16 protein-coding genes are annotated in these 14,506 nt (G+C 59.8%); 11 read left to right on the forward strand and 5 right to left on the reverse strand.

All coding sequences use genetic code 11. The features are described 5' to 3' along the window. Positions 1–185 precede the first annotated feature (185 nt). Positions 186–944 (forward strand): ribonuclease T2 family protein, encoded by a 759-nt coding sequence (locus tag N434_RS16460; protein ID WP_110759295.1) that lies wholly within the window; start codon positions 186–188, stop codon positions 942–944. A gap of 31 nt (positions 945–975) precedes the next feature. Next, positions 976–1,572, forward strand: a complete 597-nt coding sequence (locus N434_RS16465) for a glutathione S-transferase (protein WP_110759297.1) — start codon at positions 976–978, stop codon at positions 1,570–1,572. Positions 1,573–1,682: 110 nt separating this feature from the next. Here N434_RS16465 and N434_RS16470 read toward each other — a convergent pair whose 3' ends face one another. Next, on the reverse strand, positions 1,683–2,339 hold the full coding sequence (locus N434_RS16470) for an outer membrane protein (RefSeq protein ID WP_065115339.1): 657 nt from the start codon (positions 2,337–2,339) through the stop codon (positions 1,683–1,685). 349 nt (positions 2,340–2,688) lie between these two features. Between N434_RS16470 and N434_RS16475 the strand changes: the two genes are divergently transcribed. The 5 genes from N434_RS16475 (at position 2,689) to N434_RS16495 (ending at position 6,936) form a co-directional block, all read left to right on the forward strand. After that, a complete protein-coding gene (locus tag N434_RS16475) occupies positions 2,689–3,477 on the forward strand; it encodes an SDR family oxidoreductase (protein ID WP_065115338.1) in 789 nt (262 codons plus the stop codon). Then, positions 3,474–5,519, forward strand: coding sequence for an excinuclease ABC subunit UvrC (gene uvrC / locus N434_RS16480; protein ID WP_181423998.1), 2,046 nt, complete (start codon positions 3,474–3,476; stop codon positions 5,517–5,519). Before N434_RS16475 ends, uvrC begins: the two co-directional genes overlap by 4 nt. 103 nt (positions 5,520–5,622) lie before the next feature. Beyond that, positions 5,623–6,210, forward strand: a complete 588-nt coding sequence (gene pgsA / locus N434_RS16485) for a CDP-diacylglycerol--glycerol-3-phosphate 3-phosphatidyltransferase (protein WP_046798832.1) — start codon at positions 5,623–5,625, stop codon at positions 6,208–6,210. Further along, positions 6,210–6,464: a molybdopterin converting factor subunit 1 gene (gene moaD, locus N434_RS16490; RefSeq protein ID WP_065115336.1), complete on the forward strand. Its 255-nt coding sequence runs from the start codon at positions 6,210–6,212 to the stop codon at positions 6,462–6,464. Before pgsA ends, moaD begins: the two co-directional genes overlap by 1 nt. 4 nt (positions 6,465–6,468) lie before the next feature. Then, positions 6,469–6,936 carry a molybdenum cofactor biosynthesis protein MoaE gene (locus tag N434_RS16495; RefSeq protein ID WP_110759299.1) on the forward strand — a complete coding sequence of 156 codons (468 nt, stop codon included), beginning with the start codon at positions 6,469–6,471 and terminating at the stop codon, positions 6,934–6,936. Between the two features lie 60 nt (positions 6,937–6,996). On the opposite strand, the gene N434_RS16500 is transcribed toward N434_RS16495, so the two are convergent. Continuing rightward, the gene (locus tag N434_RS16500; RefSeq protein ID WP_110759301.1) at positions 6,997–7,893 is read right to left on the reverse strand and encodes a branched-chain amino acid ABC transporter permease; all 897 of its coding nucleotides are present in this window, start codon (positions 7,891–7,893) and stop codon (positions 6,997–6,999) included. A gap of 52 nt (positions 7,894–7,945) precedes the next feature. Here N434_RS16500 and N434_RS16505 point away from each other — a divergent pair, with 52 nt between their 5' ends. Beyond that, positions 7,946–8,506 carry a CGNR zinc finger domain-containing protein gene (locus N434_RS16505; protein WP_181423999.1) on the forward strand — a complete coding sequence of 187 codons (561 nt, stop codon included), beginning with the start codon at positions 7,946–7,948 and terminating at the stop codon, positions 8,504–8,506. After that, positions 8,503–9,015 carry a hypothetical protein gene (locus N434_RS16510; RefSeq protein WP_065115333.1) on the forward strand — a complete coding sequence of 171 codons (513 nt, stop codon included), beginning with the start codon at positions 8,503–8,505 and terminating at the stop codon, positions 9,013–9,015. Before N434_RS16505 ends, N434_RS16510 begins: the two co-directional genes overlap by 4 nt. Before the next feature lie 284 nt (positions 9,016–9,299). Here the strand turns inward: N434_RS16510 and ndk are convergent, their stop codons facing one another. Next, positions 9,300–9,722, reverse strand: coding sequence for a nucleoside-diphosphate kinase (gene ndk, locus N434_RS16515; protein ID WP_003496769.1), 423 nt, complete (start codon positions 9,720–9,722; stop codon positions 9,300–9,302). Between the two features lie 103 nt (positions 9,723–9,825). After that, positions 9,826–10,521, reverse strand: a complete 696-nt coding sequence (locus N434_RS16520; RefSeq protein WP_065116178.1) for a glutathione S-transferase family protein — start codon at positions 10,519–10,521, stop codon at positions 9,826–9,828. A gap of 256 nt (positions 10,522–10,777) precedes the next feature. On the opposite strand from N434_RS16520, the gene N434_RS16525 reads away from it, so the two are divergent. Together N434_RS16525 and N434_RS16530 are read left to right on the forward strand one after the other, a co-directional pair. Next, positions 10,778–11,821 (forward strand): GGDEF domain-containing protein, encoded by a 1,044-nt coding sequence (locus tag N434_RS16525; RefSeq protein WP_161991622.1) that lies wholly within the window; start codon positions 10,778–10,780, stop codon positions 11,819–11,821. 173 nt (positions 11,822–11,994) lie between these two features. Next, on the forward strand, positions 11,995–13,878 hold the full coding sequence (locus N434_RS16530; RefSeq protein ID WP_065116177.1) for an ABC-F family ATP-binding cassette domain-containing protein: 1,884 nt from the start codon (positions 11,995–11,997) through the stop codon (positions 13,876–13,878). 71 nt (positions 13,879–13,949) lie between these two features. On the opposite strand, the gene N434_RS16535 is transcribed toward N434_RS16530, so the two are convergent. Then, complete coding sequence (locus tag N434_RS16535) at positions 13,950–14,432, reverse strand: GlcG/HbpS family heme-binding protein (protein ID WP_110759304.1); 483 nt, start codon at positions 14,430–14,432, stop codon at positions 13,950–13,952. Positions 14,433–14,506: the final 74 nt, after the last annotated feature.

The following is a 14,506-nucleotide window of genomic DNA, read 5'->3' on the forward strand; positions in this document are numbered from 1 at the left end:
CCTATTTCCTCCAGATTCACCCCTGCCCGGCTTCCGTCTTTCGCGGAAGATTCGTTCGACTCTATTCGTTATGCGGCGAAGCTTTCAACCTTTTTGCCCGTTTGCCTCGTTCACAAATTTATGTAAGACCGATTTGTCGCCGACGGCGATATGAGGTCGTCCACTTTCCGGGGAACGAGCACGGAATGAAGCGTTATGCGGGTTTCATCGCCTTGGGTCTTCTGTCGCTTGCAGCGCTGTGGTTTGCGCAGGAAAATCCGACGCCGAACGCTTCCGTGAACAACCGGCAGACGCAGGCCCCGTCGCAACCCGCAGGACGTCCCGGGCCGGAAATGTCCCGGCGCGATGCGGGCAATAATCCTGCGTTCAAGGGAACGGGATTCGATTTTTATGTTCTGTCCCTGTCCTGGTCGCCGGCCTTCTGCGCCAGTTCCGAAGGTTCCGGCAACCGCCAGCAATGCGGCAGCGACAGGCGCTACGGTTTTGTGGTGCACGGGCTGTGGCCGCAGAACGAAAACGGCTATCCCGAATTCTGCCAGAGCCGAGAACCCGACCGTGTTCCGGATGCGATCGGACGAACAATGTTCGACATCATGCCGTCCATGGGCCTCATCGGCCATCAGTGGCGCAAGCACGGCTCCTGTTCCGGCCTGTCGCAGAAGGATTATTTCTCGGCGACGCGGGCTGCCTTCGAGGCCGTGAAACTGCCTGAGACGATCGCTTCGGGCGCCCGGGCCACCACCCTTTCCGCCGATGCGATAGAAACCGCCTTCACCGACGCCAATCCGGGCCTGTCGAAACGCGGCATTTCAATCAGCTGCGACGGCAAGCGCCTGGAGGAAGTACGCATCTGCCTCAACAGGGACCTGACATTCCGCGACTGCCCCGAACTTGACCGCAGGGGATGCCGCGCCGGCTCCGCCGAAATCATCCCGATACGCTAATCACCAGATATCAAACCCACAGGACCCGATCATGGAACTGCTCTATTCGCCCGCCTCCCCCTATTCCGCCAAGGTGCGCATGGCCGCCCGCCATCTGGGAATCGACATCACCTCCGTGCGCGTCGACGCCAGCGCCGAACCCGCGACGCTGATGGACAACAATCCGCTCGGCAAAATCCCTGTCCTGCTTCTGGATGACGGCGGCTCCGTCTATGACAGCGTGGCGATCATGCATTATCTCCACCGTCTTTCGGGCGGCAAGCTCTACCCGAAAAAGGACGGCAAGCGCACGGAAGCGGAAATTCTGGAAGCGCTCTGCGACGGCATCATGGATTGCCTGCTGGCCATCGTTTACGAGCGCCGCTTTCGCCCGGAAGACAAGATCCACCAGCCGTGGATCGACAAGCAGTGGAAAAAAGTGGTCCGGGGTCTCGATCATCTGAACGCGAACCTGCCGAAGACCGGCAAGAAGCTGCATGGCGGCCATTTCGCCCTGGCAGCGATGATCGGTTATCTCGACCTGCGTTTCGCGGGTGAATGGGCCGAAGGGCGCGAGGCTCTTTCGCAATGGCCGGAGACTTTCGGCAAGCGCTTCGACGCCTATGAGGAAATGAAGGCGGCTGCCTGATACCGGGGCAGAAGCGTGCCCGGCCTCCGCGCCGGGCGACCGACCCAGACGGAAAAACAAAAAAAGCCGGGGCGCAAACCCCGGCTTTTCCTTAACCGATCCGGAAAGGATCAGAACTTGACGCCGATACCGGCCTTGACGGAATGGTCGTCGAAACCGCGCGAGAATGCGCCGGAGTCGAGACCGTAGTCCTTCTTCTGGTAGTCGCTGTAGCGATATTCCAGACGGGCGGTGATGTTGTCGGTCACCATGGCTTCAACACCGGCACCAACGGTGTAACCGAGGGCGGTGGCGCTGTCCTTGGAGGTCGCGTCACGAACCTTGTTGTCGGAGACAGCAAGACCGGCCGTGCCGTAGAGCAGGAACGGGTTCATGTCGTAACCGACGCGGCCACGCAGCGAGCCGTTAACACCCTGCTTGCCTTCGATGGCATTGCCGGCAACCGTACCGGCGGAGCCCTTCTCGTCGCCCAGGTTCACGTCTGCTTCAGCACCGTAAACGATCTGGCCGCTCTGCATGTTGTAACCACCGTAGAGGCCGCCACCGAAGCCCTTGGCGTCACGACCGTCATTGCTGGAGCTGAAACGGCCCCAGTCATAGTTGACGGTACCACCGAGGTAGGCGCCGGACCAATCCTTGACCGGTGCGGGCTGGTCGTAGGACACCGGTGCCTGCGGCACTTCATTTACGGCATCAGCGGCGTGAGCAGCCGAAAAGCCGGCGGCTGCAATGGTCGAAGCCATAAGGGTTGCTACGAAAATACGCATGCTATTCTCCTTTCAGGACCGCTCTGTACTCAAAACATCGTTTTCAGACGCGGTGTAAACTCGTCGGGTTAATCGCCCCTCTGGAAACTGAATTTGATGGGAGAATGCGGAGATCAAAGAGCCAAAATGTGAATTGTTTGGGGCAGAGGCGTGACTAGAATTAGACGTTGCCTAATTGCCACAAGGGTTTTATTAACCCTAACGGGATCCTAACCAGCAATAGATCAACTTTAAACTTAGTTATATTTAAATTAAATCAAAATTTCTTTTCGAATAAAAAATCGCCCAATTCTTTTAAGGCCGACGGACAGCTTGCGATTTGCATTTATATCCAGCACATAGGGCGTGTATGAGCAAATGCAGGTCCGCCGTGAAAGAAAATATACAAAAGACAGTCTTGATAACGGGAGCCGCCCGCCGGCTCGGGCGGGCAATCGCGACCGATCTGGCCGCTCACGGCTTCGCAATCGCCGTTCATGCCAATGAATCGATGGCGCAGGCCGAGGAATTCGCTAACGAAATAAGGCAAAAAGGTGGCAAGGCCGTTGCCGTTCAGGCGGATCTGACACAATCCGCGCCAACAATGGCGCTTGTCGACAAGGCCGCTTCCGCTCTCGGCCCCATCGGCGTGGTCGTCAACAACGCGTCGGTTTTTCTGGATGACACGGCGGACAAACCCGATCCGGCAATCTTCGATACGCATTTTTCCGTGCATGTGCGGGCGCCGTCCCTCATCGCCGCCGCCTTCGTCGAACAATTGCCGCGGGATAAATCCGGCCTGATCGTCAACATCATCGATCAGCGCGTGCTGGCGCTCACACCACGCTTCTATTCCTATACGCTTTCGAAATCCGCCCTCTGGACCGCCACGCGAACGATGGCGCAGAGCTTTGCGCCGCGTGTCAGGGTCAACGCCATCGGGCCGGGCCCCTCCTTCAAAAGCGAAAGACAGGCGCCCGAGGACTTTCAGGCGCAGATCGACGGCCTTATATTAAAGCGTGGTCCTGAACCCGACGAGTTCGGGCGGACGATTCGCTTTTTTTATGACACGCCGTCGGTCACCGGACAAATGATCGCGCTCGATGGCGGCCAGCATCTTGGCTGGGAAACCCCTGACGTGGCGGAGATACCTGAATGAACGGAAAGAAGCTGCCTGATGGCGGTATTCTCTTCGATGAAACCGATGACGAAGACGACGATGCCAGCCTTTCCGCGACGGATGCGGGCGAGGTTTCGCGCGATGTCGCCGGCATGGACTGGAATGCGGGCTGGAAGAACGAATCCGGCCTGAAGGGCATGGACCTCATCGGCGAATTCGTCAAACACCTGCCGAATGCGCCGGGCGTCTACCGCATGTTCAACGAGGCGGGCGACGTGCTTTACGTCGGCAAGGCGCGGTCGCTGAAGAAGCGTGTGGGCAATTATGCTCAGGGCCGCGTGCACTCCAACCGCATCGCCCAGATGGTGCGGCTGACCACCCATATGGAATTCGTCACCACCCGCACGGAGACCGAGGCGCTTCTCCTGGAAGCTAACCTCATCAAGCGCTTGCGGCCGCGCTTTAACGTGCTTTTGCGCGACGACAAATCGTTTCCCTATATTCTCATCACCGCCGACAATCGTGCGCCGGCGATCTTCAAGCACCGTGGTGCCCGGGCACGCAAGGGCGATTATTTCGGCCCCTTTGCGTCGGCCGGCGCCGTGGGCCGCACGATCAATTCGCTGCAGCGGGCGTTTTTGATCCGCACCTGTACCGATAGCGTTTTCGAGACCCGCACCCGCCCCTGTCTTCTGTACCAGATCAAGCGCTGTTCCGGCCCCTGTACGCATGAGATCAGTGATCAGGGGTATGCGGAACTCGTCAAGGAAGCCAAGGATTTCCTGTCCGGCAAAAGCCAGAGCGTCAAGACCGCGATTGCGCGGCAGATGAACGAGGCGGCGGAGGATCTCGATTTCGAACGCGCCGCCGTCTATCGCGACCGGCTGGCCGCACTTTCGCATGTCCAGAGCCATCAGGGCATCAATCCCGCCGGTATCGAGGAGGCGGATGTCTTCGCCATTCATCATGAAGGCGGCATTTCCTGTATTCAGGTGTTCTTTTTCCGCACCGGCCAGAACTGGGGCAACCGCGCCTATTTCCCGAAGGCCGACCCTTCCCTGCCCGGCTCGGAAATCCTCAACGCATTCCTCGCGCAGTTTTACGACGACAAGCCGGTGCCGAAACAGATTCTGCTATCCGAAACCATCGAGGAACAGGAACTGCTGGCTGCGGCGCTTGGTGAAAAAGCGGGACACAAGGTGACCATCAGCGTGCCGCAGCGCGGCGAAAAGAAGGACATTACCGACCATGTCCTGGCCAATGCCCGCGAGGCGCATGGCCGCAAGCTGGCGGAAACCTCGTCTCAGGCGCGGCTGCTGAAAGGTTTTGCGGAAACCTTCAGCCTGCCCTACGTGCCGCGACGCATCGAGATTTACGACAACTCCCATATCATGGGCACCAATGCCGTTGGCGGCATGGTGGTGGCGGGGCCGGAAGGCTTCGTGAAGAATCAGTACCGCAAGTTCAACATCAAATCGACCGACATCACCCCCGGCGATGACTTCGGCATGATGCGCGAGGTGATGACCCGGCGCTTTTCACGTCTCCTGAAGGAAGAAGGAAAACCGGATCGCGAACGGACGCCAACAGCCGAAGAAGCGGCCGACATGCCCTTCCCCACCTGGCCGGACGTGATCCTGATCGATGGCGGTCAGGGGCAGATGACGGCCGTGCGGGCCATTCTCGACGAACTCGGCATTCGCGATTGCGTGACGGCGATCGGTGTCGCCAAAGGCGTGGACCGTGAGGCCGGGCGCGAACGTTTCTTCGCCGACGGTCGCGCCGATTTCTCGCTGCCGCCGCGTGATCCCGTGCTTTATTTCATCCAGCGCATGCGTGACGAGGCGCACCGTTTCGCCATCGGCTCTCACCGGGCGCGGCGCAAGAAGGAAATGGTGCGCAATCCGCTCGATGAAATCTCAGGGATCGGCCCGGGGCGCAAGCGCTCCCTGCTGCAGCATTTCGGCACCGCCAAGGCCGTGTCCCGCGCCGGCCTCAACGATCTGATGGCCGTCAGCGGTATTTCCGAGACGGTGGCACGACAAATCTACAATCACTTCCACGAGAGCGGCGGCGATTGATACCGCACCGTCGTGGCGAACTGCTAAAAAAACATAATCACATGTTGACCCTATGCGTCAGGGGCGGCATCAAGACAGCTGATCTTTGACTGACAGGTTTCCCATGGCTTCGCGCGCATACAGCATTCCCAATCTTCTGACCTATGGCCGCATATTGGCGGTTCCTGTCATCGTTTTGTGCTTCTTCATCGAGGGCAAGCTGGAAAGCTCTGATTTCGCGCGCTGGACGGCTCTGTGGCTGTTCATCATCGCGTCGCTGACCGATTTTCTCGATGGTTATCTGGCCCGCATCTGGAACCAGACCTCCAATATCGGCCGGATGCTGGACCCGATCGCCGACAAGCTGCTGGTCGCTTCCGTCCTGCTCCTGATGGCCGCGGACGGCACCATTGCCGGCTGGTCGCTCTGGGCGGCCATCACCATTCTCTGCCGCGAAATTCTGGTCTCCGGCCTGCGCGAATATCTGGCGGCGCTGAAGGTCAGCGTTCCCGTCACCCGCATCGCCAAGTGGAAGACGACGATCCAGATGGTCGCCATCGCCTTTCTTCTCGCCGGTCCTGCGGGCGACAAGGTCCTGCCCTATACGACAGAGATGGGCATCACACTTCTCTGGCTCGCGGCGGCGCTCACCATGTATACCGGCTATGACTACTTCAAGGCCGGCCTGAAGCACATCGTGGACGAAGACTGATGACACGGATCGTTTATTTCGCCTGGGTTCGCGAAAAGATCGGCACGGACGAAGAGGAGCTGGACATCCCCTCCTCCGTCACCACGGCCGGCGAGCTGATCGCATGGCTCACGACCCGTGGCGAGAATTACGAGGCGGCCTTCGAATTTCCGGATGTGATCCGTGTCGCCGTCAATCAGGAACATGTCGAGCATGACGAGAGCATCGCCGGCGCACGCGAGATCGGTATCTTCCCGCCGATGACCGGGGGATGAGCGGATGCAGAAAGCCGTGCAGCCGACGATCCGCGTACAGGCAGGGGATTTCGACGCCACTGAGGAAACGCGACGGCTGACGCAAAGCGACAAGGGCATCGGCGCGGTGGTCGCCTTCACCGGGCTCTGCCGGGACGATGGTGGAACGCTTGCGGCACTGGAACTCGAACATTACCCCGGCATGGCGGAAGCGGAAATCGGCCGCATCGCCAAACTCGCGATAGAGCGCTTCAACCTTCTCGGCCTCACCGCCATCCACCGCTACGGCAAAATCGCTGCCGGCGGGAATATCGTTCTCGTCATCGCCGCTTCCAGCCACCGGCAGGCGGCCTTTGACGGCGCGAATTTCGTGATGGACTATCTGAAGACCTCCGCCCCGTTCTGGAAGAAGGAGCATGGCAAGGATGGCACGGCGGGCGACTGGGTTGCGGCAAAGACAACCGACGATACGGCAAAGGACAAGTGGCGGTAATCCATCGCCTTTTCCGCCTTTCCGGGTGGAAGACCGCAGTCCACTTTTCCCGGAAATGCCTCAGGGTGCCTCCACCCTGCTGCGCATGATGATCAGCCAGCCGACCAGAAGCGCCAGCACCGCCGCATCGCGCCAGACGACCGGGCCATAACCGGCCCACAGGGTTTCCGCAAATCCGACGGCAGCAGCTCCCAAACCGCAAATAAGCGGACTGGCATAACCGCCCGCCGCTGAAATCAGCACGACCTTGAGGCCGAAGACAAGTCCGGCGCCAAAATCCATGGTGCCGTAATAAAAGGTGGCGAGCACCCCGGCGATGGCGGCGACAAATCCCGCCGCGCAATAGGACAGCAGGAACACCCTGCCCGCATTCACGCCGCAGAACGATGCCGCAAGCGGATCATCGCAAACGGCCTTCCAGCGCCTGCCGAAAGCGGAACGGCCGAGATAAATGGACCCTGAGAGGATGAGTAGTCCAAACACCGCCGTGTTCAGCATCTGCATCGGCGTCAGGGTCACGGCAAAGCCGCCGTCGCTCCAAAAGCGTACCGGCTGCGACAAAAGTGGTGGCAGCCACAATTGCCGGGTGCCCGCGGCAAGCCTTGCGCTTTCGGTAAGCGCGATCAGCACACCGACGGAGGCGACTGTCACCGCATTGGGAGAGGCCTTCGCCAGAGGCCGCATCACCGCCCTGCCGACGAAACCCGCCGCCCACAACCCACCGAACAGGCCTGCTCCTGCCCCGAGCGCGAGCGTTGCCGGCAGAACCAGCCACAGCCGGTTCCAGCCGAAATCGGCAAACAGCAGGCACGTCTGGCCGGCGAAAGCGAAGATGGCGCCATAGGTGACATCGGCGCGCCTGGTGATGGAAAAGGCGATGGCATAACCGAAGGCCAGAACCGCATAAAGGGCTGCGACCGGCACGGCATTCAGCAATTGTTGCAGGAAATAGGCCATGCGCGTCCTCCCGCCATTATTATAACTGTTAAAATACATTTTGACAGTTATAATGTGCAGCATGAGTTTTCGCTGGACAGAACATCGTTTCGCGGGCGGCGCCCTGGCGCTGGATGTCGCCAATAGCGTGATCCTGCGCTCGGACGCGGCAAAATCGATCGATCGTTTTGCCGTGCCGGAGCAGATCGTCGCCTTTGCCGAAGCGGCGACACGGCTTGGCGCGGAACGCGGTAGGTTTCCCGCGCTCATTGCCCCCCAAGCGGCACAAAAGCCGGATTTTCTGGAGTTGCGGGAAGCGATCGACGATTATTTTCGTGCATCCATCACCAATGGCGGCGATGACGACGGCAGGCTGGCGCGGCTTCTCTTCGCCTGTGGCACGGCACTGCGCGCATTTCCGCTGGCCGAAAGTCTCGGCAATGCCACCGCCCATTCCGCTCTGTCACTGCTTGCGGCGCAGGCACGGGAAAGGCTGCGGATCTGCAGCAATTGCGGCTGGCTTTTCATCGATCGCAGCAAGAACAGAAGCCGTATCTGGTGCGACATGGCGGTGTGCGGCAACCGGCGGAAAGCCAGCCGGCACTATCACCGGACAAAGGAGGCACAGGAATGAAGGCAATTGCCTTGCCATTGCTGGTAATTACGGCTGCACTCGGCCTTTCGGCTTGCCAGCGCGACGAACCGCGCGAAGTCGCGAAGGTTTCGGGCCGCATGTTCGTCTTCAACTATCGCGTCGCCGTTGCCACTTATCTGGTCACGCTTCAGCGCATCGCCCCCATTCGCGACGGCAGCACGCTTGAGGCAACATTCGAAAATCCACGCGGCGGCCCTGACCTCACGACGAGCGACAGGATTTTTCCGGCAGACGAGAAGATCGCCGTTCAAAGTCCGCCAGTCGAGTGCGTGAAGCAGGACCGGCCTTACCGGGTCACCATCCGCATCAAGGGGCCGGAGGGCGACATTCTCCAGACGATCGAGACCACGATCCGCTCCGACACGGACCAGTCGCTTCTTCCCGCCAAGCCGCTGGTGATCGGGCCGCTCTATACGCCCAATCCGGAGGTGTTCAAACCTGACGGTACGACGGATATGCGGCCGGTCCAGGGGTGTCCGGCGTCATGAAGACTTTCTGCGCTTGAGTTCCCGGAGCGAAATAACAAGCTCTCATCCGTCATGCCGGGCTTGACCCGGTATCCAGCAGCCGCGCGTCTGCGCGACGTAAAGAGCCTTTCACGATCAAAGACTTGATCGCGCTGGACCCCGGATCTCGTCCGGGGTGACGGAGTGTGGAGGCCCGTACCTGTCACCCAACAAAAAACGGAGCCTTTCGGCTCCGTTTCCTCGAGTCTTTTCAACGGCCTCGCGCAATCGCCTGAAAGGACGATTCAAGCCGTTGATATTTTGAATCAGCCGACGATTTCGGTTTCGGCGAACCAGTAGGCGATTTCCTGTGCGGCGGTTTCCGGAGCGTCGGAACCGTGAACGGAGTTTTCGCCGATGGAGAGCGCGAAGGTCTTGCGGATGGTGCCTTCAGCGGCCTGGGCCGGGTTGGTGGCGCCCATGATTTCGCGGTTCTTGAGGATGGCGTTTTCGCCTTCCAGAACCTGAACGATGGTCGGGCCGGAGGTCATGCCTTCAACGAGCTCGCCGAAGAAGGGGCGCTCCTTGTGAACGGCGTAGAAGCCTTCGGCTTCGCGCTTGCTCATCCAGACGCGCTTGGAGGCGACGACGCGCAGGCCGTTGTCTTCAAATACCTTGGTGATCGCGCCCGTCAGGTTACGCTTGGTTGCGTCCGGCTTGATCATCGAAAATGTGCGTTCAATCGCCATGTGTCCGTTTCCTTTTCCTTCAGAGAAAGTGGGCGGTCTTTACCCGCCCAAAGGCCCGAAAACAAGGGGGATCGACGAGATTGCGACGATGACGCCAGACATTTCACGCCGCTGTCACACTGCGGCCTCTCGCATCATAGAGATCGAGGCAGCCTTCAAACCAGTCCCGCACCGGGTCATTGTCGGAAAACAGATCGGCCCCGGTGGTGATCCTTGCCCATTGCAGCGCGCCGAACACGATATAATCGGCAAAGAGCGGCGACGTACCGCCGATGAAAGGCTGGAAGCTCAACATGCGGCGGATCGGTGTCAGCAATGCGGGGAAGGCCGCGATTTCCGTCTCGCGATTGGCCACCACATCCTCAAGCGGGCGGCCGAGCACTTTCGTGCGGCTGTCGCGGAAATAACGGCGATCCGGCTCATCCAGCATGTTGTGGATATCGAGGACGGCGATGCGGGTAATCGCCGGGTGAAGCACCGTCTGCGACCAGCTTTCGACGAAACGGGCCATTGCCTTGCCACCCTCCCCGTCAAACAGCGAGGGGCGCTCCGGATAGGCGTCGTCCAGGTAAAGCGCGATCTCGAAGCTGTCGCTCACGAGCTGGTCGCCATCGCGCAGGATCGGCACCGTCTTCGAAAACCCGTCCTCAACCGTCGGAATGATGGTGAAGGGCAAAGGGCGCTCCTCGAAATCCAGCCCCTTATGCGCCAGCGAAAGAACGGTTTTCCAGCAATGGGGAGAAAAAGGCCGGGAGATATCGCTTCCGCACAGTGAATATAAGGTTCTGGAGGTCGTCATGATAAGCACCCTTTTTGGCAATCTCGATGGAACGATATAAAAACGCCCGCCGTCCGAAAGCAAATCAGCATTTGTCATATTATCGATCAAAAGCCGTTCGGAAGACGCCGGCTGCGACAGCGGAAAATAAAACCTGAAGGCGATCAAACTCTCTCCAGGGTTTAGCCAATTTTAAGCCGTTGGCGGTATGAATACGCCATTCAAAAACGATTTTTTCGTTCAATTCATACAACCATCGATATTGGAGCTGACAGCGATGGCATCTGCTGGCGATAAAAAACGCGAACAGGCAAGGAATAGTCTTGTCTTTACAAAAATCGCGCAGTTCATCGCCAAGATGAATATTGCGCCGCTGCCGCGCAATTATGAATTGATCTACGAAATATTGTCGGGACACAATCCGGCCATGGGCCGCGACATCCTCGCACTCGGCAATGCGCCGCAACAGCATGAGATCGATCTTGTCGGCCAGCGGCATAATCTGCCCGGTTTTTCCCGGATCGAGGCGGAACAGATGGCGAGCGAGGCCTTCGAGACCCTCAAGCAAATCTCCGCGCGGCTGGAAGCCGGCCTGCAGCGCACCGAAACCTTCATCGACAGCCTCTCCGATGACGAACATCGCGGATCGACGGCAACGGAGCGGCTGGCGGGATTGCTGGACGACATTCAGGAAGAACAGACAAGCCTGAAACATTTCATCGCCATGGGGCTGATGAAAATCCGCGAGGTTGAGCAACGCAGGGCCGATCTGCAGGCAAGCTCCCTTCGCGACGCGCTGACGGCGCTCCCCAACCGTGCAGCCTTCCTTGAAAAGCTCGGAGATATCTTCGCCGGCGATCAGGCGGCATCCGCCACCTCGCTGATGCTGCTCAACATCGATCATTTTCGCGAAATCAACGGCAAATACGGCCCCACCGCCGGCAACAAGGCGTTGCGGCGGCTTGCCGCCCTCTTCCGCAAGACGATCAAGAAGGACGATTTCGTCGCACGCATCGGCGGCAATGAATTCGCCTTCCTGTTTGCCGGTGTCTCACAGCATACGGCCGAAGCGATTGCCGAGCGCCTGCGGCAGAGCGTGGGGTCGCTGCGTTTCGTGACCAGCGAAGGCGATGGCGAGCACCTGACGGTTTCAATCGGCGTTGCGGCCGTTGACGGCACCGCCACGCCCGCCGAATTTTTCAGCCATGCCGAACTTGCCCTGCTTTCGGCACGCTGCGGCACGCGCAATTGCGTGGTCGGCTATTCCCGTGAGGTGGCTCAGCACAGCCGCGGCAGCTATCTGGCCCAGCTCGGCTGCTGAAACATCTCCAGCGAAACGGCACCCTTGTTTCCCCCTGGAAAACGCATGAAACCGAAGATATGGGATGCGCCCGGAGGGTGGCCTGCAAACCGGCTGCTTTTCCGGCGCCATATCTGCCCTGATGTGTCGTCGCTGCTCTTGCCTTGGCTTCCCAGTTCAGCCAAAACGACGCCATGATTACGATTACCGATCTTTCCGCCCGCATCGCCGGGCGCCTGCTTCTCGACCATGCGAGCGTGACACTTCCTGCTGGCGTGAAGGCGGGCCTTGTCGGCCGCAACGGCGCCGGTAAATCCACCCTGTTCCGGGTCATCACCGGCGATTTTTCGGCCGAAAGCGGTTCGGTGACGATCCCCAAACAGGCGCGCATCGGCCAGGTCGCGCAGGAAGCACCGGGTACGGAAGATTCGCTGATTTCCATCGTGCTTTCCGCCGACAAGGAGCGCAGCGCGCTTCTGGCAGAGGCCGAAACCGCGACCGATCCGCACCGGATCGCCGAAATCCAGATGCGGCTCGTCGATATCGACGCCCATTCGGCGGAAGCGCGCGCATCGAGCATTCTCGCCGGTCTCGGTTTCGATCACGAGGCGCAGCTGCGCCCCGCCTCCTCCTTTTCCGGCGGCTGGCGCATGCGCGTGGCGCTCGCCTCCGTGCTGTTTGCCGAACCGGACCTTTTGCTGCTTGACGAGCCGACCAACTATCTCGACCTCGAAGGCACGCTCTGGCTGGAAGACTACATCCGACGTTATCCGCATACCGTCATCATCATCAGCCATGACCGCGATCTTTTGAACAATGCCGTCAATTCCATCGTGCATCTGGACCAGAAGAAGTTGACCTTCTATCGCGGCGGGTACGACCAGTTCGAGCGGCAGAAGGCAGAGGCCGACGAATTGCAGATGAAGGCGAAGGCGAAAAACGACGCGGCACGCAAACATCTGCAAAGTTTCATCGACCGCTTCCGCGCCAAGGCCACCAAGGCGCGGCAGGCGCAGAGCCGCATCAAGGCGCTGGAGCGCATGGGCACCGTTGCCGCCGTGATCGAGGACCATGTCCAGCCGATCACCTTTCCGGAGCCGGAAAAGCAGCCCGCCTCGCCCATCGTCGCCATCAATGGCGGCGCTGTGGGTTACGAGCCGGGCAAATCGATCCTGAAGCAGCTCAATCTCAGGATCGACAATGACGACCGCATCGCGCTGCTCGGTTCCAACGGCAACGGCAAATCCACCTTCGCGAAATTCATTTCCGGCCGGCTTGCCCCGCAGGCGGGCGATCTTCGTGTGGCACCCGGCCTGAAGATCGGTTTTTTCGCGCAGCACCAGCTGGATGACCTTGTACCGGATGAAACACCGGTCGAACATGTGCGCAAGCTGATGCCGCTGGCGCCGGAAGCGCAGGTACGCGCACGCGTGGCGCAGATGGGTCTCGCGACCGAAAAGATGGCAACGGCGGCGAAGGACCTGTCCGGCGGCGAAAAGGCACGGCTGCTGATGGGGCTTGCGGCCTTCCATGCGCCGAACCTCCTCATCCTCGACGAACCGACCAACCACCTCGACATCGACAGCCGCCGGGCACTGATCGAGGCGCTGAATGACTATAGTGGCGCGGTCATCCTCATTTCGCACGACCGGCACCTCATCGAAGCGACGGTGGACCGGCTGTGGCTGGTGGCCGACGGCACGGTCAAAACCTTCGAAGGCGATATGGAGGAATATCGCGACATCGTCGTTTCTTCCGGCAGGAAAAAGGAAGACAAGACCGAGGCCGCTCCCGATCAGGCGTCGAAGGCCGATCAGCGCAAGGCAAGCGCGGAGAAACGCGCCCAGCTTGCGCCGCTGAAGAAAAAGATCAACGAAATCGAATCCCTGACGGCAAAGCTTGAGAAACTGATTCAGGCGCTTGACACCGAACTGGCCGATCCCGCCCTTTATGAAAAAGCACCCGCCAAGGCGGCGCAGAAAGTCAAGGAGCGCGGTGAAGCCGCAGCAAAGCTTTCCGACGCGGAAGAGCAATGGCTGCTGCTTTCCGGCGAATATGAGGAAGCAATGGCGGGGTGATGTTCGGCAGTGCAAGGCCGGCACGCGGTCCGGCGGCCTTCTACGAAGCCGCCGGATTACGTTGACGCTGCTTATTTCGCGCCGATTGCATTGAGACCTTCACGGGCGCATTCGGCATCGATGGCGCCCGACGGCGCGCCGCCAACGCCAATGCCGCCGACCAGCGCTTCACCGATCTTGATCGGCAAGCCACCCGCCTGGATGACCATGCGTTCATCCATATTGCGAAGACCATCATTGGCTGGCTTGGAAGCGATGAATTCCGCGATCTCGCCGATGTCGCGACCGAGCGAAGCAGCCGCGAAGGCCTTGCCCGTCGCGCTGGAAACCGTGTGCGGGCCGGAGTTATCCGCTTTCAGCACCGCCTTGGTGGCGCCGTCGCGGGTAACGATGGCAACAGTGACGGCATTACCCTTGGCGACGCAGGCCTGAAGCGCGGCTTTCGCTGCCTTCTCCGCCATTTCGAGCGGCAGATAGGGAGCGGTTGGCAGCGTCTGGGCCAAGGCGGCCGCAGGAGCGAGCAGAACGGAAGCGATGAGAAGATTGCGGATCATGAAAAGGTCCTCTTGCTTGATGAGGACTGCAACCTAGGCAATTGGAACGGGACTGCGAATCCGTAAGACTTGCC

This window comes from Rhizobium sp. UGM030330-04 (genome assembly GCF_003208455.1).
Lineage (GTDB): Bacteria > Pseudomonadota > Alphaproteobacteria > Rhizobiales > Rhizobiaceae > Agrobacterium > Agrobacterium rhizogenes_A.